Source organism: Streptomyces polyasparticus (assembly GCF_014493765.1).
Classification (GTDB): Bacteria; Actinomycetota; Actinomycetes; order Streptomycetales; family Streptomycetaceae; genus Streptomyces; species Streptomyces polyasparticus.
In genome coordinates this window covers 382151-406447 of the sequence record NZ_JACTVJ010000004.1, presented here as the reverse complement: position 1 = coordinate 406447, position 24297 = coordinate 382151, and the positions used below count along the sequence as shown (strand labels likewise).

Annotated in this window: 18 protein-coding genes; 4 read left to right on the top strand and 14 right to left on the bottom strand. The window is 70.3% G+C overall.

Features of this window, described 5'->3' with window-relative positions:
* Nucleotides 1–4 precede the first annotated feature (4 nt).
* On the top strand, nucleotides 5–1003 hold the full coding sequence (gene lgt, locus H9Y04_RS06130; protein WP_187812628.1) for a prolipoprotein diacylglyceryl transferase: 999 nt from the start codon (nucleotides 5–7) through the stop codon (nucleotides 1001–1003).
* 88 nt (nucleotides 1004–1091) lie between these two features.
* On the opposite strand, the gene H9Y04_RS06125 is transcribed toward lgt, so the two are convergent.
* The 9 genes from H9Y04_RS06125 to H9Y04_RS06085 all read right to left on the bottom strand — a co-directional run bounded on the left by H9Y04_RS06125 (nucleotide 1092) and on the right by H9Y04_RS06085 (nucleotide 10077).
* Nucleotides 1092–1712, bottom strand: coding sequence for a DJ-1/PfpI family protein (locus H9Y04_RS06125; protein WP_187812627.1), 621 nt, complete (start codon nucleotides 1710–1712; stop codon nucleotides 1092–1094).
* A 47-nt stretch (nucleotides 1713–1759) separates the two neighbouring features.
* Nucleotides 1760–2233, bottom strand: coding sequence for a GNAT family N-acetyltransferase (locus H9Y04_RS06120; RefSeq protein ID WP_308800907.1), 474 nt, complete (start codon nucleotides 2231–2233; stop codon nucleotides 1760–1762).
* Between the two features lie 72 nt (nucleotides 2234–2305).
* Nucleotides 2306–3133, bottom strand: coding sequence for an HpcH/HpaI aldolase/citrate lyase family protein (locus H9Y04_RS06115; RefSeq protein ID WP_187812626.1), 828 nt, complete (start codon nucleotides 3131–3133; stop codon nucleotides 2306–2308).
* On the bottom strand, nucleotides 3130–4329 hold the full coding sequence (locus H9Y04_RS06110) for a CaiB/BaiF CoA transferase family protein (RefSeq protein ID WP_187812625.1): 1200 nt from the start codon (nucleotides 4327–4329) through the stop codon (nucleotides 3130–3132). The genes H9Y04_RS06115 and H9Y04_RS06110 overlap by 4 nt, the downstream gene beginning before the upstream one ends.
* 26 nt (nucleotides 4330–4355) lie before the next feature.
* On the bottom strand, nucleotides 4356–5258 hold the full coding sequence (gene rbsK / locus H9Y04_RS06105; RefSeq protein ID WP_187812624.1) for a ribokinase: 903 nt from the start codon (nucleotides 5256–5258) through the stop codon (nucleotides 4356–4358).
* Entirely contained in the window at nucleotides 5255–6652 is a 1398-nt protein-coding gene (locus H9Y04_RS06100) for an ADP-ribosylglycohydrolase family protein (protein WP_187812623.1), read from the bottom strand. The genes rbsK and H9Y04_RS06100 overlap by 4 nt, the downstream gene beginning before the upstream one ends.
* The gene (locus tag H9Y04_RS06095; RefSeq protein ID WP_187812622.1) at nucleotides 6649–7824 is read right to left on the bottom strand and encodes an ADP-ribosylglycohydrolase family protein; all 1176 of its coding nucleotides are present in this window, start codon (nucleotides 7822–7824) and stop codon (nucleotides 6649–6651) included. Before H9Y04_RS06095 ends, H9Y04_RS06100 begins: the two co-directional genes overlap by 4 nt.
* On the bottom strand, nucleotides 7799–9046 hold the full coding sequence (locus H9Y04_RS06090) for an ADP-ribosylglycohydrolase family protein (RefSeq protein ID WP_187812621.1): 1248 nt from the start codon (nucleotides 9044–9046) through the stop codon (nucleotides 7799–7801). Before H9Y04_RS06090 ends, H9Y04_RS06095 begins: the two co-directional genes overlap by 26 nt.
* Nucleotides 9043–10077, bottom strand: a complete 1035-nt coding sequence (locus H9Y04_RS06085; protein WP_187812620.1) for an ADP-ribosylglycohydrolase family protein — start codon at nucleotides 10075–10077, stop codon at nucleotides 9043–9045. Before H9Y04_RS06085 ends, H9Y04_RS06090 begins: the two co-directional genes overlap by 4 nt.
* Nucleotides 10078–10401: 324 nt before the next feature.
* On the opposite strand from H9Y04_RS06085, the gene H9Y04_RS06080 reads away from it, so the two are divergent.
* From H9Y04_RS06080 to H9Y04_RS06070, 3 genes are all read left to right on the top strand, one after another.
* Complete coding sequence (locus tag H9Y04_RS06080) at nucleotides 10402–11133, top strand: VIT1/CCC1 transporter family protein (protein ID WP_187812619.1); 732 nt, start codon at nucleotides 10402–10404, stop codon at nucleotides 11131–11133.
* A gap of 351 nt (nucleotides 11134–11484) precedes the next feature.
* Complete coding sequence (gltB, locus tag H9Y04_RS06075) at nucleotides 11485–16044, top strand: glutamate synthase large subunit (RefSeq protein ID WP_187812618.1); 4560 nt, start codon at nucleotides 11485–11487, stop codon at nucleotides 16042–16044.
* Entirely contained in the window at nucleotides 16037–17497 is a 1461-nt protein-coding gene (locus H9Y04_RS06070) for a glutamate synthase subunit beta (RefSeq protein WP_187812617.1), read from the top strand. Before gltB ends, H9Y04_RS06070 begins: the two co-directional genes overlap by 8 nt.
* A gap of 132 nt (nucleotides 17498–17629) precedes the next feature.
* Here H9Y04_RS06070 and H9Y04_RS06065 read toward each other — a convergent pair whose 3' ends face one another.
* From H9Y04_RS06065 to H9Y04_RS06045, 5 genes are read right to left on the bottom strand one after another with little or no spacing between them, the layout of a single operon-like run.
* Nucleotides 17630–17977: a hypothetical protein gene (locus H9Y04_RS06065; RefSeq protein WP_187812616.1), complete on the bottom strand. Its 348-nt coding sequence runs from the start codon at nucleotides 17975–17977 to the stop codon at nucleotides 17630–17632.
* Nucleotides 17959–18375: a contact-dependent growth inhibition system immunity protein gene (locus H9Y04_RS06060; protein WP_187812615.1), complete on the bottom strand. Its 417-nt coding sequence runs from the start codon at nucleotides 18373–18375 to the stop codon at nucleotides 17959–17961. The genes H9Y04_RS06065 and H9Y04_RS06060 overlap by 19 nt, the downstream gene beginning before the upstream one ends.
* Nucleotides 18376–18394: 19 nt before the next feature.
* Complete coding sequence (locus H9Y04_RS06055; RefSeq protein WP_187812614.1) at nucleotides 18395–23116, bottom strand: putative T7SS-secreted protein; 4722 nt, start codon at nucleotides 23114–23116, stop codon at nucleotides 18395–18397.
* Nucleotides 23116–23757, bottom strand: a complete 642-nt coding sequence (locus H9Y04_RS06050; RefSeq protein WP_187812613.1) for a hypothetical protein — start codon at nucleotides 23755–23757, stop codon at nucleotides 23116–23118. Before H9Y04_RS06050 ends, H9Y04_RS06055 begins: the two co-directional genes overlap by 1 nt.
* A complete protein-coding gene (locus H9Y04_RS06045) occupies nucleotides 23754–24293 on the bottom strand; it encodes a hypothetical protein (protein ID WP_187812612.1) in 540 nt (179 codons plus the stop codon). Before H9Y04_RS06045 ends, H9Y04_RS06050 begins: the two co-directional genes overlap by 4 nt.
* Between the last annotated feature and the right edge of the window lie 4 nt (nucleotides 24294–24297).

Genomic DNA, 24297 nt, shown 5'->3' with positions numbered 1-24297 from the left:
CGCCATGGAAATCCTTGCATCGATCCCCAGCCCGTCGAAGGGTGAACTCGACCTCTTCGGCATTCCTCTGCGCGGTTACGCCTTCGCCATCATCATCGGTGTGTTCGTCGCCGTATGGATCGGCGGCAAGCGCTGGGTCGCCCGCGGCGGCAAGCCCGGCACGGTGGCGGACATCGCCGTGTGGGCCGTGCCCTTCGGCCTTGTCGGCGGCCGCCTCTATCACGTGATCACCGACAACGACCTCTACTTCGGTGAGGGCCGTAACTGGGTGGACGCGTTCAAGATCTGGGAGGGCGGCCTCGGTATCTGGGGCGCCATCGCCCTCGGCGCGCTCGGTGCCTGGATCGGCTGCCGGCGCCGCGGCATCCCGCTGCCCGCCTGGGCGGACGCGGTCGCGCCGGGCATCGCCCTCGCGCAGGCCATCGGCCGCTGGGGCAACTGGTTCAACCAGGAGCTGTACGGACGCTCCACGGACCTGCCCTGGGCGCTGGAGATCACCCGCTCCGACGGCGGGCGCGTGCCGGGCACGTACCACCCGACGTTCCTGTACGAGTCGCTGTGGTGCATCGGCGTCGCGCTGCTCGTCATCTGGGCGGACCGCCGCTTCAAGCTCGGTCACGGGCGGGCGTTCGCGCTGTACGTCGCGGCCTACTGCGTCGGGCGCGGCTGGATCGAGTACATGCGCGTGGACGACGTCCAGCTGAACGATGTGCTCGGACTGCGGTTCAACGTATGGACGTCGATCGTCGTCTTCGTCCTCGCCGTCGTGTACATGGTGGTGTCGGCCCGTCTGCGGCCGGGACGCGAGGAAGTCGTGGAGCCGGACCGGGACGCTGTCTCCGGCGCCTCCGGTGACGCGGATGCGGAGTCGGACTCCGACGCGGACGCCAATGGCGAGAAGGTCGAGCTGTCCAAGGACAGTGGCGCCTCCGAGACCGAGTCCGCCGACTCCGACTCCGATGCCGACGTCAAGGACGAGGCCGGATCGGCCAACAAGGGCTGAGCTTTCCTTTCGCGTGGCGGGCCGTCGAACCTTCCGGGTTCGGCGGCCCGCCCGCTTTTGCGCCGGCGGCTTTACGAGCTCCAGTGGCTCAGCCCAGCGTGCGCGCCCGTGCCACGACCTCGGCCGGGGCCTTGGCCAGTGAGCCGTCGTCGTACGGGGGCTGCGGGTCGTACTCCGTGTACAGCTGGATCGCCCGGGCGCTCAGCTCGTCCGTGAGCAGGGCGGTGAGCTGCAGGGCCATGTCGATCCCGGAGGAGACCCCGGCCGAGGTGATCACCCGGCCCTCGCGGACCACGCGGTCGGGGGTGTAGCGGGCTCCGTACGACTCCAGCTGGGCCGCCGCGTCCCAGTGGGTCGTCGCGGGCAGCCCGTCGAGCAGGCCTGCCGCGCCGAGCACCAGGGACCCGGTGCAGACCGAGGTGGTGAAGCGGGTGGTGGTGTGCATACGGCGCACCCAGTCGAGGAAGGCCGGGTCGTCCACCATCGCGAGGAAGCTGCCGCCGCCGGGGACAAGGAGCACATCGCAGCGCTCCACGTCGGAGTACCGCGTCGGGACGTGCACGGGCAGCGAGCCCAACACGTCCTGCACCAGGCCGGGTTCGGCCGTCACGAAGCGCACGGTGGCGCCGGGTGCGTAGCCGAGAATCTCGTACGGGCCGATCGCGTCCAGGGGCTCGAAGCGGTCGAAGAGCGGGATCACTATGTCCATGGCGGGCAGCCTAGGAGGCGTCCCGCGACCACGGCCGTGCTGTCCCGTCAGGCGGGCAGTTCCGCCACCACCTCGCCGTCCTCCTCGGCTCCGGTGAGCGTGAAGCCGAGGGATGCGTACAGGCGGGCCGCGGGCACGTTCGCCGGGTCGTACGACAGGCGGGTGGCGAAATGGCCCGGCTGCGCCGCGAGCCAGGGGATCAGCGCGCGCATCGTCGCGCGAGCCAGGCCCTTGCCCTGCTCGGATGCGTCGATGAGGAGGCCGCCGACCCAGTGCGAGCCGTCCTCGTCGCGGGCCCACATGACGTGCCCGACCACCTTGTCGTCGGCGTGCACCGCGAAGGAGTGCCAGACGTTCTCGAGCAGCGAGAGCAGGAGGTAGCGGCCCGCGAGCGCCGGGGCGAAGGTGCGCTGGGAGTCCAGCGGGGCGATGTCGGCGACGGAGCGCCAGTTGGCCGCCGTCACCTCGTGCAGGGTGACGGCGCGGCCGGTGGCGTCGAGCAGGTGCGGTGTATGGGGGATCACCGCGGCAGCGTACGGAGGTCGGGGGACGGGGCCAAGGGAATTATGCGGACGGGAAGCTGCATGGATGGGTTACGCGGACGGACGGCGGTGGGCCAGGGACAAGGTGCGGCGGGCGCCCGCCACCACGGCCGCGTCCACGAAGCGGCCGTCGGGGAGCGCCAGGGCGCCCGAGTCCGTGGCCGCCGCCTTGGTGATGTCCTCCGCGGCGGCGATCTCCTCCGCCGTCGGCAGGTACGCCCGCTCGATCACCGGCAGCTGGCTGGGGTGGATGGCCGCCCGGCCCAGGAAACCCAGGGCACGGCCACGTGCGCAGGAGGCCGCGAGACCGTTCAGGTCGTAGAGGTCGGTGTGCACGGACTGGGGCGGCGGTGCCAGCCCGGCCGCACGCGCCGCGCACACCACGCGTGAGCGGGCCCAGTCGAGGCCCGTGTCCGCGCTGATCCCCAGATCCGCGCGCAGATCGCTCTCGCCGAGGGAGAGACCGGTCAGGGACGGGTGGGCGCGGGCGATCGCGTAGGCCTCCTCGACGCCGAGGGCCGACTCGATGAGCGCGAACAGCGGGGGAGAGCCGGCGAGTTCGGCCACCCGCGCGATCTGGTCCGGTGCGGTCACCTTCGGCAGGCGCAGACAGGCCAGCCCGGGCCGGTCCGCGAGCGCCTCGATGTCGAGGCGGGCCAGGGTGCCGTCGAGGGCGTTCACGCGGACATGGACCGGGACGGCGTGGCGGTCACCGAGCAGTTCCGCGGTGGCCGCGCGCGCATAGCTCTTGCGGTCCGCGGCGACCGCGTCCTCCAGGTCCACGATCACCACGTCGGCGCCGGCCGCGAGGGCCTTCGCCACCCGCTCGGGGCGGTCGCCGGGAACGTACAGCCAGGTCAGCGGGATCTTCGCGGTCATACGGCGCCCTCCGTGCGCAGCTCACTGATATCGCCCGCCGACAGGCCGAGTTCGGACAGGACCTCGTCCGTGTCCGCGCCGTGCGGGCGGCCCGCCCACTGGATGGCGCCCGGGGTCTCGGAGAGCCGGAAGAGCACGTTCTGCATCCGCAGGGGGCCGAGCTCGGGGTCGTCGACGGTGGTGAGGGTGTCGAGGGCCGCGTACTGCGGATCCGCCATGACATCCCGTACGTCCTGGATGGGCGCCACCGCGGCCTGTGCCTGCTCGAAGGCCGCGATCACCTCGGTGCGGGTGCGCGTGGCGATCCACGAGCCGACCGCCTCGTCGAGCACGTCCGCGTGGGCGGCGCGCTCGGCGCCCGTCGCGAACCACGGCTCGGAGATCAGTTCCGGGCGGCCGACCAGACGCATCACGCGCTCGGCGATGGACTGCGCCGAGGTCGAGACCGCGACCCAACGGCCGTCCGCGGTGCGGTAGGTGTTGCGGGGCGCGTTGTTCGTGGAGCGGTTGCCCGTACGCGGCTGCACCAGACCCAGCTGGTCGTACCAGAGGGGCTGGGGGCCGAGGACCGTGAGGATCGGCTCGATGATCGCCATGTCCACCACCTGGCCGCGGCCCGTCCGCTGCCGGCCGGTCAGGGCCGTCATCACCGCGTACGCCGTGGCCAGGCCCGCGATGGAGTCCGCGAGGCCGAACGGCGGCAGCGTGGGCGGTCCGTCGGGCTCCCCGGTGATCGCCGCGAAACCGCTCATCGCCTCGGCGAGCGTCCCGAAGCCGGGGCGGTGCGCGTACGGTCCGAACTGGCCGAAGCCCGTGACACGGGCCAGCACCAGCCGCTCGTTGACCGCGCTCAACTCCTCGTATCCGAGGCCCCACTTCTCCAGGGTGCCCGGGCGGAAGTTCTCGATCACGACATCGGCGGTGCCGGCGAGCTTGAGCAGGGTCTCGCGGCCGCCCTTCGTCGACAGGTCGAGGGTGATCGTCCGCTTGTTGCGGCCGAGCAGCTTCCACCACAGGCCGACGCCCTCCTTGGCGGGCCCGTGGCCGCGCGAGGGATCGGGCTTGCGGGGGTGTTCCACCTTGATCACTTCGGCGCCGAAGTCACCGAGCATCGTGGCGGCGAGCGGCCCGGCGAAGAGGGTGGCCAGGTCGAGGACGCGCAGGCCGGTGAGTGGGGGAGGGGGTGCGGGTGCCATGGGGTCCTTTGGTGAGGGGTTTTGCGCTACGGGCGGACGGCGGCGTCGATGTCCGCGCGGGCCGGCATCGAGGCCGAGGCGCCCGGGCGCTGGACCGAGAGCGCGGCCGCAGCCGAGGCCCAGGCCAGTGCGTCCGGCATCGGACGCCCCTCGCCGAGCGCCACGGCGAGCGCGCCCACGAAGGTGTCGCCCGCGGCCGTCGTGTCCACGGCCTTGACCTGCGGCGCGGGCACGGTGAGCCGGGTGCCGGAGCGGTCCGCGTACAGGCTGCCGACCGAGCCCAGGGTGATGACCAGCTCGGGGACCTGTTCGAGGAGGGCCTCCGCGGCCTCGTGCGGGTCGGTGCGTCCGGTGAGCGCGGCGGCCTCGTGCTCGTTGGGCACCAACAGGTCCGTGGCGGCGAGCAGTTCGGGCGGCAGGGGCTGTGCGGGTGCGGGCGTCAGGATCGTGCGTACGCCGCGTTCGCGGGCGGTGCGCGCCCCGGTGAGCACCCCTTCCAGGGGGATCTCCAGCTGGAGCAGAAGCGTGTCCGTGGCTTCGATGGCCTCCGCATCGCCGGGGGCGAGGCCGGTGACCGTGCCGTTGGCGCCGGGCACGACCACGATCGCGTTGCCGCCCTCGTCGTCGACCACGATGTGCGCGGTGCCGCTCGCGCCCTCCACCGTACGCAGGCGGCTGGTGTCCACACCGGACTCGCCGAGCGCGCCGCGCAGCCGTACGCCGAAGTCGTCCGCGCCCACCGCCCCGATCATCGTGACGTCCCCGCCCGCGCGGGCCGCGGCGATGGCCTGGTTGGCGCCCTTGCCGCCGGGGATCGTGCGGAACTCCCGTCCGGTGACGGTCTCTCCGCGGTCCGGGGCCTTCGCCACGTAGGCGACGAGGTCCATGTTGGTGGAGCCGAGTACGGAGATACGGGGCGTAAGTCTCATGATCGGGCCGCCTCCCGGAAGGTGAGCTGGGCGAGGGTGTCGAAGCCGATGCCGTCGAAGCCGGCGACGGTCGTGGAGAGATGGTTGCGCAGAGGGTCGGTCCACTGCGCCGGGATGCGGTCGGGGTGGCCGGCGATCAGGCCCGCGATGGAACCGGCCGTGGCGCCGTTGGAGTCGGTGTCCCAGCCGGCGCTCACGGCGCGGGTGATGGTGGCGGTGAAGTCGCCGTCCGCGTGGAGGAGTGCGGCGGTGATGGCCGCGGTGTTGGGGATGACGTGGACCCAGTGGTGTTCCGCGTGCACCTGGTGCAGCACGTCGACGATCTCGTCGAAGTCCTTGATGACGTACGCGAGTTGGCGGGCGTGCGCGATCGCCCGGTACAGGTGGGTGTCCTCGGGTACGGCTTCGAGGCCGGCCCCGATCGCCTGGTGGACGTCCGCGCCCGTGGCGGCTTCGGCGATCACGGCCGCGATGAACTCGGCGCCGTGCACGCCGTTGCCGGTGTGGGTGAGCTCGGCGTCGCGGCGGGCCTGGGCCGCGGCCCGCTCCGGCTGCCCCGGGTTCGTCCAGCCGTGGAGGTCGGCGCGGATCAGGGCGCCGATCCATTCGCGGAACGGGTTGCGGTGGCGGGCGGTGTGCGGCGGCTCGATGCCGTCGAGGAGGTTGCGGTAGGCGATGCGCTCGGCGGTGAAGGTGCGGCCGGCGGGGAGTTCGTCCAGCCAGAGCTTGGCCACGTCGGCGGTGGTGAAGGTCTTTCCGTGGCGCTGGAGCAGGAGCAGGCCGAGGAGGGGGTAGTTGAGGTCGTCGTCCTCGGGCATGCCGTTGATGTTCTCGGCGAGGCTGGTGGTCGCGCTGCGTCTGTTCCACGGGTACGTGGCCTTGAGGTCTGCGGGGACGCCGCGCTCTGTGAACCATGTGCGGAGTGGCCAGTTGCCCGCGGCTCGGGCGAGCTGTCTGATCCCTTGCAGGGGGAGCTTCTCGACGGGCTTGCCCAGGAGACAGCCGGCGGCTCGGCCCAGCCAGGCTGCGTGGAGGGCGTGCAGGTGGGTGGGTGGGGTCTCTTCTTCCCCTGTCCCGCCCCTTCCCGAAACCGGGGGCTTCGCCCCCGGACCCCCGCATCCGAACTTCGTTCGGATCTGCTCAAGCGCCGCAGGGGCCGAAATGGCAGCCGCCTCGTCCAGGAGTTCTGTCGCGAGTCGGCGTAGCTCCGGGGTGGCAGGGCCGGCGGACGCGCCCGCCCGGTCCGGGGCCAAGTGGCCGCCCGCTGCCAGCCATCTCCGTTCGAGGGCGGACACATCGCGTCCCTCCAGGGCCAGTTGGCGCAGCTCGTGGCCGATCAGGTCCTCCGGCTGGACCCAGGTGAGGCGCAGTGGTGCGGCGACGGCGGCGGTCACGCCGAGGCCTCCAGTGCCGTGAACGCCGCCTCGTGCGTGCGCCTGCGGTCCACGTCGCGCGCGAAGATCTCGCGGGCCACGCCCGTCAGCGCGACCGCCGGTGCCGACAAGTCGATACGGCTGGCCTCCGCGACCGTCTTCGCCCACTCGGCCGGGACCTCCGCGCCAAGGGCCCCCGCGAGCGCCCCGCCCATCGTGGCGATCGAGTCGCAGTCGCGGCCGTAGTTGACCGCGCCGAGGACCGTACGCCGGTAGTCGCCGCCGCCGACGAGGAGCATGCCGAGGGCGACGGGGAGTTCCTCGATGGAGTGCAGACGGGACGGGCGGCGGGCGCCCAGGGAGGGGGAGCGGTACTCCGGGCCCACCGTGTCGAAGGGTTCGACCGCCGCGCGGAGCGGAGCGAGCGCCGGTTCGAAGGAGTCGTACGAACAGGCCGCGGTGCAGACCGCCTCGATCGCCGCCCGTGTGCCGTCCTTGGCCAGGGAGAAGCAGGTGTCCACCACGGACGAAGGCGTCGCGCCCGGGGTGCAGGCCGCGGCCACGCCCGCCGCGAAGACCCCTGCCGCCTCGCGGCCGTACGAGGACTGGTGGGCGCCCGCGATGTCCAGGGCCTCCGCGTAAGCGCCCGCGGGATTGCCCGCGTTGACCAGCCCGACCGGCGCCATGTACATCGCCGCACCGCAGTTGACGATGTTGCCCGAGCCCGCCTCGCGGGGGTCCACATGCCCGTAGTGGAGGCGGGCCACCAGCCACTTCTCGGCGAGGAAGACCCGCTGGAGCAGGATCGCCTCGGTCTCCAGCTCCGGGATCCAGCGGGGCTCGGAGGTCAGCTCGGGGACCAGGTGCTCCGCCACCGCGTACGCGTCGAGGTGGTCGCGCACCTTCTCGTACACCCTGATCAGCGCGTGCGTCAGCAAGGTGTCGTCCGTGATGTGGCCATCGCCCTTGTGGTACGGGGCGATCGGGCGTGCGGTGCGCCAGTCCTCGAACCAGGGGCCCACGATGCCGTGGATCCGGCCGCCGTGGCGCTCCAGGATCTGCTCGGGGCTGTAGCCCTCGACGGGCCCGCCGAGGGCGTCGCCGACCGCGGCGCCGGTCAGGGCGCGGCTGATCCGGTCGTCGAGACCCGGACCCGCGGCGGCTGCGTCAGGTGCACCTTTCTTGTCTGTCATGCGTGAATTGTCCACCCGTGGCGGCCAGTTCCCGGTCTGGTGCGAGGAGTTCGGCGAGTTCCGCGGCGAGTTCCACCAGATCGGTGTCCGCGAGCCGGGGCAGCGCACAGCCCGACAGGGTGCGGCAGGCCGCGCGCCAGGACTCGGGGACGCCCGCCGCCCCTTCGTACGCACCGGCAAGGGCACCCGCGAGTGCCGGGGCCGAGTCGGCGACGCGGGAGAGACAGGCGGCGGCCGGCACCGCGCGGGCGAGGGACCCGCGCGATGCGGTGGTCAGGGCGAGGGCGACGGGGACGGTCTCGGCGGCGGCGATCCCGTAGCTGTAGACGTGGTCGACGATCTGGTGCTCCAGGACCGGTACGAGGGCGAAGGCGTCCTCGGCGTCGCGGGCGAGCTTCACCGCGTGCTGGGCGTTGCGGCCGATCTCCGTGTCGTCGGGGAGCTGGTCGAGGGCGGCGTCCACGGCCGCGTCGATGTCCCAGCCGCCGAGCAGCGCGGCGCTCGCCGCGGCCATGGCGCGCGCGCCGTGCACGCCGTCGCCGTCCTGGGTGTAGCGAGCGTCGAACTCGGCCAGATCGGCGGCCGGTTGAGGGTCGCCGGGGTGGACAAGAGCGAGGACGCAGCCGCGTACACAGGCCGCGTCGTCGAAGTAGTGCGGATTGTCGTGGCCGGTCGCGGGCGGCCGCAGACCGCCGGCGAGATTGCCCAGGCCGGCGCGTACGGAGATACGGGCGCGCAGCGGGATCACCGCGGACTCGACCTCGGGGGCGCGCTGTTCGGCCTCGGCGATCTGGGCCGCGAGGGTCTGCCAGGTGTGGTCCACGGCCGCCCGTACGCGCAGTGCGGGGTCGCCCGCGGCCGCCGACTTGAGCAGCGAGACGGCCGTGAACGCGGCCCATTCGGCGTCGTCGGACGGGCCGAGGCGCAGGGGCTCGGGCGGCTGGTTGAGTGCGATGGGGACGGGGAGCGTGGTGGTGGCGTTCTGCTCGGCGAAGGTGTCCAGCTCGCGGGTGAGCCGCCTGGTCCACTCGGGCATGCGGGCCGCCCGGTGTCTGGCCGCGGGCCAGCCGGCGGCGTCGCCTGCGGCGAGTCCGAGGAGGAGTCCTTCGATGCGCTGGGGGCGACTGATAGGAGCCCCCGGAAACCCCGGGATACCTGACCTGGTACGCGTGCCATCACTGGTGGCGCTCCCTGCGCCGCGGTGGAAATGGCTCGACGTCATCCCGACACCTCCTCGTCGTCCGGGGTGAGCAGGTCGGCCACGTCCAGGACGTGATGGCCCGCCATGGAGGGCAGACAGCTGCCGCGGACGGGGCCGATCGCCTCGGCCCACGCCTGCGGGATGGCGGCCTCGCCCTGGAGTGCGCCGGCCAGAGCGCCTGCCAGCGCGGCCGTCGTATCGGCGTCGCGGCCCATGTTCACCGCCGTGAGCACCGCCTCGCGGAAGTCGCCGCGGGCCGCGGCGAAGGCGCCGAAGGCCAGGCCCACCGCCTCGGGGGCGAGGTCGGTCCACGGGTAGCCGCCGATGACGACCGCGCTGCGCACCGCGCGTTCGCCGGCGGGGGCGGCGATCACGGCGCGGCGCAGCGAGCGTGCCGTCCAGGAGTCCATCGGGATCACGGAGAGCGCGGCGCCGATGACGCCGGCCGGGCCCGCGCCGCCCATCGCGGCGGCGACCCCGGCGGCCACGGCCTGTCCTCCGTAGATGCCCTCGCCGTCGTGGCTGACCGAGCCGTCGATGGCGACGAGCCGCGCGGCCTCGGCGGGCCGGCCCGCCGCGTACACCCCGAAGGGTGCGGCCCGCATCGCCAGACCGTCGCTCCAGGCGTGGCGGTGCTGGGCGGTGACAGGGGCGGCGAGGCCGCGGCGGAGGTTCTCGAGGGTGCCGCGTTCGCTGAACCCGGCCCCCTTGAAGGGGCCCTCGTCGAGGTCGGCGATCCACTGGTGCCAGGCGGTCTCGGCGCGTGCCGTGGTGAGGGCCGAGCCGAAGCGGGCGAGGAGGAGGCCGGAGAAGATGGCGTACTCGGTGTCGTCGGTGCCGGCGGGGTTGTCGACGACGAAGTCCTCGATACGGCCCCAGCGTTCGCGGATCTCGGAGGGCTTGAGGTTCTCGGCGGGGGCGCCCAGGGCGTCGCCGACGGCCAGGCCGAGGAGGGCGCCTCGTGCGCGGCTGCGCTGCGCGAGGGTGTCCGGGGCGGGGAGGGCTGTGCGCTCCTGAGTGCCGGACGGAACGTATGCAATCGGTTGCTGCATGGGTCATGCGTTCCACGCGGGTTGCTTGCGCTGCGTTTATGCGGCTTATGTCACCCCTTCGCCTGCGGCCGCTTCTCTCCCCGCCCCGCCCCTTCCCGAAACCGGGGGCTTCGCCCCCGGACCCCCGCATCCGAACTTCGTTCGGATCTGCTCAAGCGCCGCAGGGGCTGGAAGGTCTGCTCAAACGCCGCAGGGGCTGGATGGCTTGCTCAACGCCGCAGGGGGCGAAGGAGGAGTGTTAGCCAGGCCTTCCTTGCTGGCAGGGGCGATATTTCGCGCGTACTTTCGATGGCGTACCGCGAAGGAAACAGGGGGCATGGAGACATGGCGATCATCGAGACCGAAGCGCCGTTGCATGAGGCGCACCGTGACAACCACACGCATCGTGATGTGAACGGTGGCTGGCTGCGGCCTGCCGTGTTCGGGGCGATGGACGGGCTGGTCTCGAACCTCGCGCTGATGACCGGTGTCGCCGGCGGGGCCGTATCGCAGCAGACCATCGTGATCACCGGGCTCGCGGGTCTCGCGGCCGGTGCGTTCTCCATGGCGGCGGGGGAGTACACCTCCGTGGCGTCCCAGCGCGAGCTCGTCCAGGCGGAACTCGACGTGGAGCGGTGCGAGCTGCGCAAGCACCCCGAGTGCGAGGAGCAGGAGCTCGCCGAGCTGTATGTCTCCCGCGGTGTCGAGCCGGAGCTGGCGCGGGAGGTCGCGCGGCAGCTGTCCAAGGATCCGGAGCAGGCGCTGGAGATCCACGCGCGCGAGGAGCTCGGTATCGATCCGGACGATCTGCCCTCGCCCGTCGTGGCGGCCGTCTCGTCCTTCGGGGCCTTCGCGCTCGGCGCTCTGCTGCCCGTACTGCCGTATCTGCTCGGCGCGACCGCGCTGTGGCCGGCGCTGCTGCTCGCGCTGACCGGCCTGTTCGCCTGCGGAGCGGTGGTGGCCAAGGTGACGGCGCGGAGCTGGTGGTACAGCGGTCTGCGGCAGTTGGCGCTCGGTGGCGCGGCGGCCGGTGTGACGTACGCCCTCGGCACTCTGTTCGGAACGGCCGTAGGATAAGGGCTTGCAGGTCTATGCGGCTGCTGGCATAAGTAGTCGTTACCGAGCGGTTTCGAAGCCATGACAGCAGGGCATGAGCCGTAAGCGCCGTGGGCAATGAGGCCCGGGCGCACCCATGGGCAAAGAAGCCCACACAGAACATGGGCCCCCGGTCACTGATCTGCCCGCGAAGGTCCTGTCCCCGAGGGGAAGACCGTCACCCGCGGTGTCCGCATGGTGGAACGCGCTATCCGATTCCTGAGAAGCGCTCCATCATGTAACCTGCACGAAATTTCGCGCAGACTTGAAGCGTGAGGGCCAACGTCGTCCCTCGGCACCTGCACTTTTGCCTCGACGACGACGGGAGAGCCGATGCGTTCCGACGCCTGGTCGCCCATGGACGGTCGCCCCGCCCAGCAGGGGATGTACGACCCCCGTAACGAGCACGACGCCTGTGGTGTCGGGTTCGTGGCCACCCTGACCGGTGTTGCCAGCCACCAGCTGGTGGAGCAGGCGTTGACCGTGCTGCGCAACCTGGAACACCGCGGTGCCACCGGCTCCGAGCCCGACTCGGGTGACGGCGCGGGCATCCTGTGCCAGGTCCCCGACGCGTTCCTGCGCGAGGTCACCGGGTTCGAGCTGCCCGAGGCCGGCTCGTACGCCGTGGGTATCGCCTTCCTGCCGGTCGAGGAAGCCGACGAGACCGCCGCGAAGATCGAGGGCATCGCCGCCGAGGAGGGCCTGAACGTCCTCGGCTGGCGTGAGGTACCGGTCGCGCCCGAGCTGCTCGGCGCCTCCGCCCGCTCGACGATGCCGGTGTTCCGCCAGATGTTCGTCGCGGACGGTACGTCCGAGGGCATCGCGCTGGACCGCAAGGCCTTCGCGCTGCGCAAGCGGGCCGAGCGGGAGGCCGCGACGTACTTCCCGTCGTTCTCCGCGCGCACCATTGTCTACAAGGGCATGCTGACCACCGGCCAGCTGGAGCCCTTCTTCCCGGACCTGTCCGACCGCCGCTTCGCCTCGGCGCTCGCGCTGGTGCACTCGCGCTTCTCGACGAACACCTTCCCGAGCTGGCCGCTTGCCCACCCGTACCGCTTCATCGCGCACAACGGTGAGATCAACACCGTCAAGGGCAACCGCAACTGGATGACGGCGCGTGAGTCGCAGCTCGCCTCCGATCTGTTCGGCAGCGAGCAGCTGGAGCGGATCTTCCCGATCTGCACGCCGGACGCCTCGGACTCCGCGTCCTTCGACGAGGTGCTCGAACTCCTGCACCTGGGTGGCCGTTCGCTGCCGCACTCGGTCCTGATGATGATCCCGGAGGCGTGGGAGAACCACGCCTCGATGGACCCGGCGCGGCGCGCGTTCTACCAGTACCACTCCACGCTGATGGAGCCCTGGGACGGCCCGGCCTGTGTCACCTTCACCGACGGCACCCAGGTCGGCGCGGTCCTGGACCGCAACGGCCTGCGCCCCGGCCGCTACTGGGTCACCGACGAGGGTCTCGTCGTGCTCGGCTCCGAGGTCGGCGTGCTCGACATCGACCCCGCGAAGGTGGTCCGCAAGGGACGGCTTCAGCCCGGCAAGATGTTCCTCGTCGACACCGCCGAGCACCGCATCATCGAGGACGACGAGATCAAGTCGGCGCTCGCCTCCGAGCACCCGTACGCGGACTGGCTCGAGGCCGGCGAGATCGAGCTCTCGGACCTGCCCGAGCGTGAGCACATCGTGCACACCCACGCCTCGGTCACCCGCCGCCAGCAGACCTTCGGTTACACCGAGGAAGAGCTGCGCATCCTGCTCACGCCGATGGCCAAGTCCGGTGCCGAGCCGATCGGTTCGATGGGTACGGACTCGCCGATCGCCGCGCTGTCCTCGCGTCCGCGGCTGATCTTCGACTACTTCACCCAGCTGTTCGCGCAGGTCACCAACCCGCCGCTCGACGCGATCCGCGAGGAGCTCGTCACCTCGCTGCTCTCGTCGCTCGGCCCGGGCTCCAACCTGCTCGACCCGCAGGCCGCGTCCTGCCGTTCGGTCACGCTGCCCTTCCCGGTGATCGACAACGACGAGCTGGCCAAGCTCATCCACATCAACGCCGACGGCGACATGCCGGGCATGAAGGCCGTGACGCTGTCCGGTCTCTACCGGGTCTCCGGTGGCGGTGACGCGCTTGCCGCCCGTATCGAGGAGATCTGCGCCGAGGCCGACGCCGCGATCGCCGACGGCGCCCGCCTGATCGTCCTGTCGGACCGGCACTCGGACGCCGAGCACGCGCCGATCCCGTCGCTGCTTCTCACCGCGGCCGTGCACCACCACCTCATCCGTACGAAGCAGCGCACCCAGGTGGGGCTGCTCGTCGAGGCCGGCGATGTGCGCGAGGTGCACCACGTCGCGCTGCTCATCGGTTTCGGTGCGGCCGCCGTGAACCCGTATCTGGCGATGGAGTCCGTCGAGGACCTCGTCCGGGCCGGAACGTTCCTGCCGGGCATCGAGGCCGAGCAGGCCATCCGCAACCTGATCTACGCGCTCGGCAAGGGCGTCCTCAAGGTCATGTCCAAGATGGGTATCTCGACCGTCGCCTCGTACCGCGGCGCGCAGGTCTTCGAGGCCGTCGGTCTCGACCAGGCCTTCGTGGACAAGTACTTCAACGGCACCGCCTCCAAGATCGGCGGCGTCGGCATCGACGTGATCGCCAAGGAGGTCGCCGCCCGGCACGCCAAGGCCTACCCGGCCTCCGGCGTCCCCTCGGCGCACCGCGCCCTGGACATCGGCGGCGAGTACCAGTGGCGCCGTGAGGGCGAGCCGCACCTGTTCGACCCGGACACGGTCTTCCGTCTGCAGCACGCCTCGCGCAACCGCCGCTACGACGTGTTCAAGCAGTACACCTCGCGCGTGGACGAGCAGTCCCAGCGCCTGATGACGCTGCGCGGTCTGTTCGGCTTCAAGTCGGACCGCCCGTCCATCTCCATCGACGAGGTCGAGCCCGTCTCCGAGATCGTCAAGCGCTTCTCCACCGGCGCCATGTCGTACGGCTCCATCTCCAAGGAGGCGCACGAGACCCTCGCCATCGCCATGAACCAGCTGGGCGGCAAGTCCAACACCGGTGAGGGCGGCGAGGACCCGGAGCGTCTGTACGACCCGGCGCGACGGTCCTCGATCAAGCAAGTCGCCTCCGGCCGCTTCGGTGTGACCTCGGAGTACCTGGTCAACGCCGACGACATCCAGATCAAGATGGCCCAGGGCGCCAAGCCCGGTGAGGGCGGTCAGCTGCCGGGCCCGAAGGTCTACCCGTGGGTGGCCAAGACCCGTCACTCGACGCCGGGCGTCGGCCTCATCTCGCCGCCGCCGCACCACGACATCTACTCCATCGAGGACCTGGCTCAGCTGATCCACGACCTCAAGAACGCCAACCCGGCCGCGCGTATCCACGTGAAGCTGGTCTCCGAGGTCGGTGTCGGCACGGTCGCCGCGGGTGTCTCCAAGGCGCACGCCGACGTCGTGCTGATCTCGGGCCACGACGGCGGTACGGGTGCTTCGCCGCTGACCTCGCTCAAGCACGCGGGCGGTCCCTGGGAGCTCGGTCTCGCCGAGACCCAGCAGACGCTGCTGCTCAACGGCCTGCGCGACCGCATCGTCGTGCAGACCGACGGTCAGCTGAAGACCGGCCGTGACGTGGTCATCGCCGCGCTGCTCGGCGCCGAGGAGTTCGGTTTCGCGACCGCGCCGCTCGTCGTCTCCGGCTGCGTCATGATGCGCGTCTGCCACCTGGACACCTGCCCGGTCGGCATCGCCACGCAGAACCCGGTCCTGCGCGAGCGCTTCACCGGCAAGGCCGAGTACATCGTCAACTTCTTCGAGTTCATCGCCGAAGAGGTCCGCGAGCTGCTCGCCGAGCTCGGCTTCCGCACCATCGAGGAGGCCGTCGGCCACGCCGAACTCCTCGACACCGAGCGGGCCGTGGAGCACTGGAAGGCACAGGGCCTGGACCTCGCTCCGCTGTTCCACGTGCCGGACCTGCCCGAGGGCGCCGTCCGTCACCAGCTGATCTCCCAGGACCACGGTCTGGAGAAGGCGCTCGACAACGAGCTGATCAAGCTCGCCGCCGACGCCCTCGCCGTGGACTCCGCCGAGGCCGCCCAGCCGGTTCGGGCCCAGGTCGCGATCCGCAACATCAACCGGACCGTCGGCACGATGCTCGGTCACGAGGTGACCAAGCGCTTCGGCGGAGCCGGCCTGCCGGACGACACGATCGACATCACCTTCACGGGGTCGGCCGGTCAGTCCTTCGGCGCCTTCGTGCCGCGCGGTGTGACGCTGCGCCTCGAGGGCGACGCCAACGACTATGTGGGCAAGGGCCTTTCGGGCGGCCGCGTCATCGTGCGCCCCGACCGTGCGGCCGACCACCTCGCCGAGTACTCGACGATCGCCGGCAACACCATCGCGTACGGCGCGACGGGTGGCGAGATCTTCCTGCGCGGCCGTACGGGCGAGCGCTTCTGCGTCCGCAACTCCGGTGCGCTGGTCGTGTCCGAGGGCGTCGGCGACCACGGTTGCGAGTACATGACCGGTGGCCAGGCGGTCGTCCTGGGCGAGACGGGACGCAACTTCGCGGCCGGTATGTCCGGCGGCACCGCGTACGTCATCGACCTGGACCGCGACAACGTCAACTCCGGGAACCTGGCCGCGGTCGAGGAGCTCTCGGACGCCGACAAGCAGTGGCTGCACGATGTCGTGCGCCGCCACGCCGAGGAGACCGGCTCCACCGTCGCCGAGAAGCTGCTCGCCGACTGGGACGCTTCGGCCGCCCGCTTCAGCAAAATCATTCCGCAGACGTACAAGGCAGTGCTCGCCGCCAAGGACGCCGCCGAGCGAGCCGGGCTCTCCGAGTCCGAGATCACCGAGAAGATGATGGAGGCGGCGACCAATGGCTGATCCGAAGGGCTTTCTCAAGCACGGCCGCGAGGTCGCCTGCTCCCGTCCCGTCGAGGAGCGCGTCAAGGACTGGAAGGAGGTCTACGTCCCCGGATCCCTGCTTCCGATCATCTCGACGCAGGCCTCGCGCTGCATGGACTGCGGCATCCCGTTCTGCCACAACGGCTGTCCGCTCGGGAACCTGATCCCGGAGTGGAACGACTACGCGTACCGCGAGGACTGGGCGGCTGCTTCCGAGCGTCTCCACGCGACGAACAACTTCCCCGAGTTCACCGGCCGCCTGTGCCCGGCTCCGTGCGAGTCGGCCTGCGTCCTCGGCATCTCGCAGCCGGCCGTGACCATCAAGAACGTCGAGGTCTCGATCATCGACAAGGCCTGGGACGCCAACGACGTCAAGCCGCAGGCGCCCGAGCGCCTGTCCGGCAAGACCGTCGCGGTGGTCGGCTCGGGTCCCGCGGGTCTCGCGGCCGCGCAGCAGCTGACGCGGGCCGGTCACACGGTGGCCGTGTTCGAGCGCGCGGACCGTATCGGTGGTCTGCTGCGGTACGGCATCCCCGAGTTCAAGATGGAGAAGGTGCACATCAACCGGCGCATCGAGCAGATGCGCGCGGAGGGCACCCGCTTCCGTACGGGCGTCGAGATCGGCCGTGACCTCAAGGCGACGGACCTGCGCAAGCGGTACGACGCCGTGGTCATCGCCGCCGGTGCGACGACCGCCCGTGAACTCCCGGTCCCCGGCCGTGAGTTGAAGGGCATCCACCAGGCGATGGAGTACCTGCCGCTCGCCAACAAGGTGGTCGAGGGCGACTTCGTGGCCCCGCCGATCACGGCCGAGGGCAAGCACGTGGTCGTCATCGGCGGCGGTGACACGGGCGCCGACTGCGTGGGCACGGCCCACCGTCAGGGCGCCGCATCCGTGACGCAGCTGGAGATCATGCCCAAGCCGGGCGAGGACCGTGCGCCGCACCAGCCGTGGCCCACGTTCCCGATGCTCTACAAGGTCACCTCGGCGCACGAGGAGGGCGGCGAGCGGGTCTACTCCGTCTCGACCACGCACTTCACGGGCGACGAGGACGGCAACGTCCAGGAACTGCACCTCATCGAGGTCGAGTTCGTGAACGGCAAGCTGGAGCAGAAGCCGGGCACGGAGCGGGTCATCCCGGCGCAGCTGGTCACCCTCGCGATGGGCTTCACCGGTACGGACGTCGAGAACGGTCTGGTCGCGCAGTTCGACCTGGAGCTCGACGCGCGGGGCAACATCGCCCGCGACGACGAGTACCAGACCAACGTCCCCGGTGTCTTCGTCGCCGGTGACGCGGGCCGCGGTCAGTCGCTGATCGTCTGGGCCATTGCCGAGGGCCGCTCGGCGGCGCGCGGTGTGGACCGCTTCCTCACCGGTGCGTCTCAGCTGCCGGCCCCGATCCGCCCGACGGACCGTTCGCTGACGGTCTGACCCCCTGGCCCGCCTCCTTGCGAGGCGAGCCCCAACAGACGGTCCGTACAACGGCGTACGGAACACTGACGCGACGCCCGCCCCTGTCCCCGACCGGATGGGGTGGGCGTTGCGGCGTTGAGGGACTCGGTTTCAGCCGTGTGGTGGGCTCGCGGCGAGGATGCTCCCTCTCTCCAGCGCACCCACCGCGTCCCCCGACAGCTGAACCATGGCTACGTGCGGCGCGTCGAAGACATCGACTCTCCGGCCGTACCGGTCGATCCAGTCCACGGAGACCGTCACTGTCGCCGCCGAGGCGACGCCGAAGACCTGTCGCTCCCGGACAGTGCCGTTCACGCAGCGCACGACGAAGATCCCCATGCCATCGCCTCGCGATTCGACCGCGGCGATCTGCATCGCGGAGAATGGGGGCACCGCGTCAGGCATGCCGAAACCGAGGCCTCGCGATTCGACCGATGCGATCAGGATTTCTCTGGGCACCGCGCAAGGAAGTCATCCGCTTCGCGTTGTACGTATACCGAAAGGGCTCCGAGCATGGAAAGGATTTCCTTGACTTCGCGTGCCCACTCCGGATGGGTTTCCCAAAGGTCGGGGCCACGTGAAAGTACAGCGGTCAACAGATCGTCGTCGTAAAATCCGCCTGCAGCTTGATCGGGGGCGGTTTCCCTGAGAATCTCCAAGGAAACGGGAATGAGCCAACGCAGGCCGATGTCCTGGCCGATCAACCGACTCAAGTCGTAAGCCGTGAGTTCTCCGATGGGTCTGCGGCGCAGTCGATCGATTGCCGACACCAAGCTTGTCGAACCGGGGCCCGGCTCCGGCCACTTCTCGCCGTCGAGCTCTTCAAGGGATCGACTTCTGTCGACTTCGTAGGACATTTTCCGCGTCATCCTCAGGTTAGCGATGGCCGATATTGTGCAGAAATCCGTTCAAACTGTCCAAATGATGGACTGTTAGATCATGCTTCGCAATCAGTACTTCGAGTCCGCGATAGGTGAGCCCATCCGGGAGCCTCTCCATGGTAGACCACAGAATCTGACGCACGTTTTCGAGCCCGTTACGCGCCTGCTTGAGATCCTGAATATGGTCGAACGGAACCCCATTGGCCTTCCGGGCCACCACCTCGCCATTGGCCTCACGTCTTGCGGCGTCGTAGTGATTGTGATTCGGCTCGGAATTGATGCGGCCAACTGGATCCGCAATGATGTTTTCCAGCTTCTGGATGGCTCTCTCCACGTCACTGCTGAAGCCGAGAGCGCGAGGGCATTCGCCATCTATGGGTGCGAGCCCAAGCGGATCAGTCGTGGTATGCGGAGAATCAACATACGATGCTGGATTCGGAGCTGCTGCAAGTCCCAGCGGATCGTTGGTGAGGTAGCGTGCCGTTTCGGGCGCGTAATGGCGGAAGTAGTTGTAGTTCAACTCCGTTTCTATGTCGAAATACTGCCCAGGGAACCGTAGCGGGGTGTAGGCGGTGGCTGAGGTGTTCCATGCAGTCCGCCCCCACAGAGACGCTCGTGCATGCCAAGCGACATGCCCACGCTCATCCAGGAGTTCAGTGGGCGTGCCGACCAGATCTGTGGCGATGCTGAAGAAACGGGAATCGACTTCGTCCCGGGAGGCCCCCGTCATCAGGCGGCGCTCGGTCTGGGCGAGGGGGCACAGGCCTTGGTGATCCCACGTGAGTGCTATCGGGAATGGCAGCTCGGGTGAATTCGAGATCTGTTCGCACAGCGTAGTCCCGTCCCAAGTGAACTCCACCCGCTCCACGACAGTTTCCCCGTCGCCTGCCAAGCGCAGCTTCGCCGTGCGGCGGCCCAGCGGGTCGTACGTGTAGCGCCAGAGCGTGCCGTCCGGGGTGGTTGTGGCGATGAGACGGTCTTCCGCGTCCCACTCGTAGCGCCAGGTGTCCGGCTTGCGGGACAGCCGGGTCTTCTGGCGGAGGGTGACTCGGCCGAGGGCGTCGTGTTCGTAGCGGATGCCGCCCGCGCGGGTGATGCGGGTGCCTTCGTAGGTGCGAGGTCCGGTTGCCTCGTGCCCGGGGTGGGTGGAAGGCCACGCGGCCGTGGTCTGGTTGCCCGCCTCGTCGTAGGCATACGTCTCGGTCCAGTTGGCCGCGTGGACGGCCGTGACGCGGCCGGCGGCGTCGAGGTCGAAGCGGCGGGCGCCGGCGAGGTGGTCGTCGATGGCCGTCAGGTTGCCGTCCGCGCGGTAGGCGTACGAGCGGCGTTGGACCGTGGCGCTGTCGGCCCCGGTGATTTCCTGGTCCAGAAGACGGCCCAGGGGGTCGTAGGCGTTCGTGAAGGAGACGGCTTCGCCGATGTGCCGGGAGATTTCGCGACCTGCTTCGTCGTACGCGAAATCGATGGTGCGGCCGGAGGTGGTGAGGTGGGTGCGGCGGCCTGCCGCGTCGTAGGACCAGGTGCTGACCGCGCCGGTGGGGGTGGTACGCCCGGTGCGGCGCCCCAACTCGTCGTAGGTGTACCGCATTTCGCGGCCGTCGACCGTCTCCGCGACCAGGCGGCCGAAGCGGTCGCGGAGCAGCGTCAGCTCGGTCGCCGGCCCGGCGGCGTGCGCGAGTTGGTCGGTGAGGTCGTACGCGAAGGTGGTGACCGAGCCCGCCGCGTCCTTGCGGACGACCTGGCCCAGCGCGTTGCGCTCGAACGTGGTGGTCCGGCCGAGGGCGTCGGAACGGGAGACCAACCTGCCGGCGGCGTCGTAGGAGTAGCCGAGCTCGCGGTCGTCGAAGTCCGTTTCGGATATCAGGCGGCCGGCGGCGTCGTACGCGTAGTTCCAGGTCAGGCCTTGGGGGTTGGTGACCTGGGTGAGGCGCAGTTCGTGGTCGTGGGCGAACGTGTAGCGGACACCGTCCGGGCCCGTTCGGGCCGTCAGCAGGTCGAAGTGCGTGTACTCGAAGGTGGAGACCGCACCCATTTGGTCCGTGTGCGTGGTGCAGTTGCCCTCGCCGTCGTACGTCCATGATGCGGATGTGCCGTCGGGCGCGGTACGGCGGGTGAGTTTTCCTTCGACGGTCCATTCGAGGCGTGTGACCGCGCCGAGCGGGTCCGTGATCGTGATCGGGCGGCCGAGGCCGTCGCGTCGGAAGTGCGTGGTGGCACCGAGCGGGTCGGTGACGGTGAGGGGCAGGCCTGCGCGGTCGCAGTGGATGCGTGTGCTGTGCCCGAGCGGGTCGGTGATCTCGGTGAGGTGGCCGGCCTCGTCGTACGTGAAGTGCGTGGTGAGGCCGGCCGGGTCCGTGGCCGCAGTGCGGTTGCCGCGGGCGTCGTATGTGTAGCGGCGCACGGTCCGGTCCGGAGCCACCACCCGTACCGGCAGGCCGAGTTCGTTGTACTCGGCGGTGCTGCTGCGGCCGTCGGGGCGGGTGACGGTGGTCGGGTTGCCCGACTCGTCGTAGGCCAGCGTCGTGGTGTGGCCCAGTGGGTCGGTGGTGGAGAGCAGCCGGTTGTAGCGGTCGCGTTCGTAGCGGGTGATCGCACCGAGCGGATCGATCTCCGCGACCACCTGCGCGTCGTCGTTGATGACGAAGCGGCGGGTGCGGCCGTCACCCGTGGTCGTCGTGGTCACCTTGTGCCCGGTGGCAGGGTCGATGCCGTCGTAGTCCAGGCGCAGGGTCATATGGCCGTCGCTGCCGCCCTCGGCGATACACCGGTCCTCGTCGTCGTACGTGTACAGGTACGAACGGTCGTTGGTGTCCGTCCACGAGGTGACCCGGCGTCGGTCGTCGTAGGTGAAGCGCAGGGGCAGGCCCGAGGAGTTGACCGTCTCGGTGAGGTTGCCGTCCGCGTAGCCGTAGCGGATCAGTTCGAGGGCCGTGCCGTCCGGGCCGGCCCCGGCCAGGTGCAGGCCGGTGACTCTGCCCTCGGTCGTGGTGACCCCGAGGTGGTAGCCCGCGCTGTGCACCAGCGCCGTGGGGGCGCCTTCGGCGTCGTATTCGAAGGTGATCCAGTTGCCGTGGCGGTCGTCGACCTGGACCAGGACGGCCAGTTCGTCGCTCCGGTCGGAGAAGTGCCGGACGCGGCCGGAGGACGGATCGGTGATCGTGTAACCGCCGGGCTCGCGGTCCAGCGGCCAGCGCGGACCGTGGCTCGGCAGCACGGGGACACCGGGAGCGGGATGGGGGTAGGCCAGGATGCGGCCGTCCTCCGTGACGAAGAGCACGCCTTCCGCATCGATCTCCAGACGCTGGTCGACCGTGCTCGACCATGAAGGACCGAACCAACGGCCCAGCTGGTAGCCCGATTCCACGCGCCGCTGGAACACCAGCGGCAGTACGCCGGGCAGGACCACATCGGTCTGCGGCAGGAACATCTTGCCGGTGGCCATGTCGACCGGGTCGGAGCCCTTGGTCTCCACGGAGTCCTTGTCGCGGGCCACCTGGTTCGGGCCGTCGTCGACCGACTCACGCGCCGCCCTCTGCGCCCCACTCTCCAGGGACTCCTTCGCCGCGGTCTTGATCCCGCTGGTGAGAGCCCCGCGCGCCAGCCCCGCGCCCTTGGTTCCGAGGATCTCCGGGATCAGGCGGCCGACGAACTCCGACGGGTCGTTCTTGAAGGCGTCGACCGCTGCGGAGAGTGCGCGTTCGGGGTGGGCCGCCGTGGAGACCAGACCGGAGAGCGTCATCGAGGCGTTCTGCAGGTACTCGGCCGGGTGGGTCAGGTTGTACGGGTCCAGCGGGTTGAGGCCGCGGACGAAGTTGACCAGGCCCGCGCCGCCCTTGAGCACGCCGCCGACGACATGGGTGAGTTCGGTGTCGAGGGCCTTGAAGCCGTCCACGACGTTGTCCCCGATCCGGTCGAGCGGCGGGGGTTCGGCGGGGGCGTGTGCGAGGGCCGCCTTGACCTTGGTCTGGGCTTCGGCGCCCGCGGTGTTGCGTTGCTTGCGGGCCTCGGTCAGCTTCTCCTGAGCGCGCTGGATGTCCGCCTTGCCGGGGTCCTTGAAGGGCTCCGGGCGTGGGCCGGGATCCTCGTTCGCCTTCAGCTTGGCGTTGTAGGCGTCGACGCGTTTGTTGTACGCGTCCACCGCGTCGTCGGAGGCCTTCCTGCCCTTCTTGTAGAGCTCGATGGCCTCCTTGGCCTGCCCCTGCGCCCATGTGACCGTGTCCGCATAGGAGTTGAGGGCACCGGCCGCCTTCTCGCAGGCGTCGGCGGCCTGCGCCCACTTCGTGGGGTGCACGCCGAACTTCTTGCGGAACGCGTCGGCGCCCTCGCCCGCCCAGCCCGAGGAGTCGACCTTCCGCATGCCGCTCGCGACCTTGTCGAAGGCGGAGTGGAAGTCCTTGAGATGCTTGGCGGATGCACGGATCTTCTCCGGGTTGCCGTGGACGAGTTCGTTCGCGTCCTCGGTCTGCCCCAGCTGCTGTTCACCCGGGGTGGCGCCCAGGTCGGAGGCGATCTCGTCGCCCCAGTCCGTGACCGCGTCCGCGCCGGACTCCCAGCCCACGTAGTCCAGGCCCTGGCCCACCTTGTCGGTGGTCCAGTCGACGCCTTCGCCGAGCGCCTTCTTGCCGGCGTCGATGCCGTCCTCGATCGCGCCGAGCCCGTCGTTGACCCCGTCCTTGATCGCACCGCCGGCATCGCTGAGATCGTCCAAGAGCCCCATCAGCCGGCACCTCCGCCCTGCTCTGCGGCCTTCGCGCGTTCCTCGGCCGAGGGTCCGAAGGTCTCGTCCAGCTGCGCCTCGTACTCCGCGTCGGTCATTCCCGCGAGGTCCTGAGCCCGGGACGTGCCCAGGAAGTCGGAGGTGGCCACGTCCCGGCCCGCGTCCTTCCAGCCCTGCCCCGCATTGGCGAACGCCGTGTCGAAGGACTCCTTGCTGTAGTCGACATCGCCGCCGAAGATGCCGGAGGTGGCGACGTCGCCCCAGTTCTGCCGGGTCACCTCGTCCTCCGTCGCATACGGGTTGCCGATCAGGGAGTTCGTGGCGACCTTGAGTGACCCCTCCACGTACTGATCGGTCTCGTAGTACGTGCCTGCGGACAGGCCGGTCTTCTGGGCGAACGAGTTGCCTTCGTTGATGAGCGAGCGCACGCCCCACTCCCAGCGTTCGCAGAACGAGCCGAAGTCGGTGGTGAGGCCCTCGTGGCCCAACTCGAGGCCCGACAGGGCGATATCACCGAAACCGCGCCCGGCTCCGGCCGTGCCCACCATGCCCAGTTCCTTGAGCTCGTCGAGCGCGGCGGTCAGCCCCTGCGCGATGAGGCCGAGGCCTTGAGCTTTCAGATCCTTGCCGTCACCGCTCATGACGCACCCCCGCTCTGTCCGTCGGTGTCCACGGCGGCAGCGTCCGGCACGATCCCGGTCACTGGGGGAAACACCACCCCGTCCGGTCCGTCCGCGCAGTCCAGCGCCACGCCGCACGGCACGCCTGCCGCGGGCACCGCCACATCCAGCAACCGGGCGCCGAGCACCCGTCGGTACGGCCACTCCCGGGCGCCCTCGCCCCGGGCCACGGCGAACCGGGCCAGTGCCTGCTCGTTCGAGAACGCGAAGATCCAGCGGACTCCGCCCAGGTCGCCGGTGAGCAGGCTCGACTCGCCGGCCGCGTCGGTCGCCAACGGCACCAGTACCGCCGTACGCCGGAACTCGCCGAGGACCGCTGCGAACTCCCGCCGCCGAATGGTCGCCCCGGCGGGTTCCGTCGGCGCTGCCGGCCGGTCCGGCGGCTCGGTGCTCGGCGCCGGCTCCTGCGCGGCTGCGGAAACCTCCTCGGTCGACTCCGCGTAATCCGCAAGTCGCGACCGCGGCGGCTCGCCCGCCGTACCCCCGTACTCAGACATACGG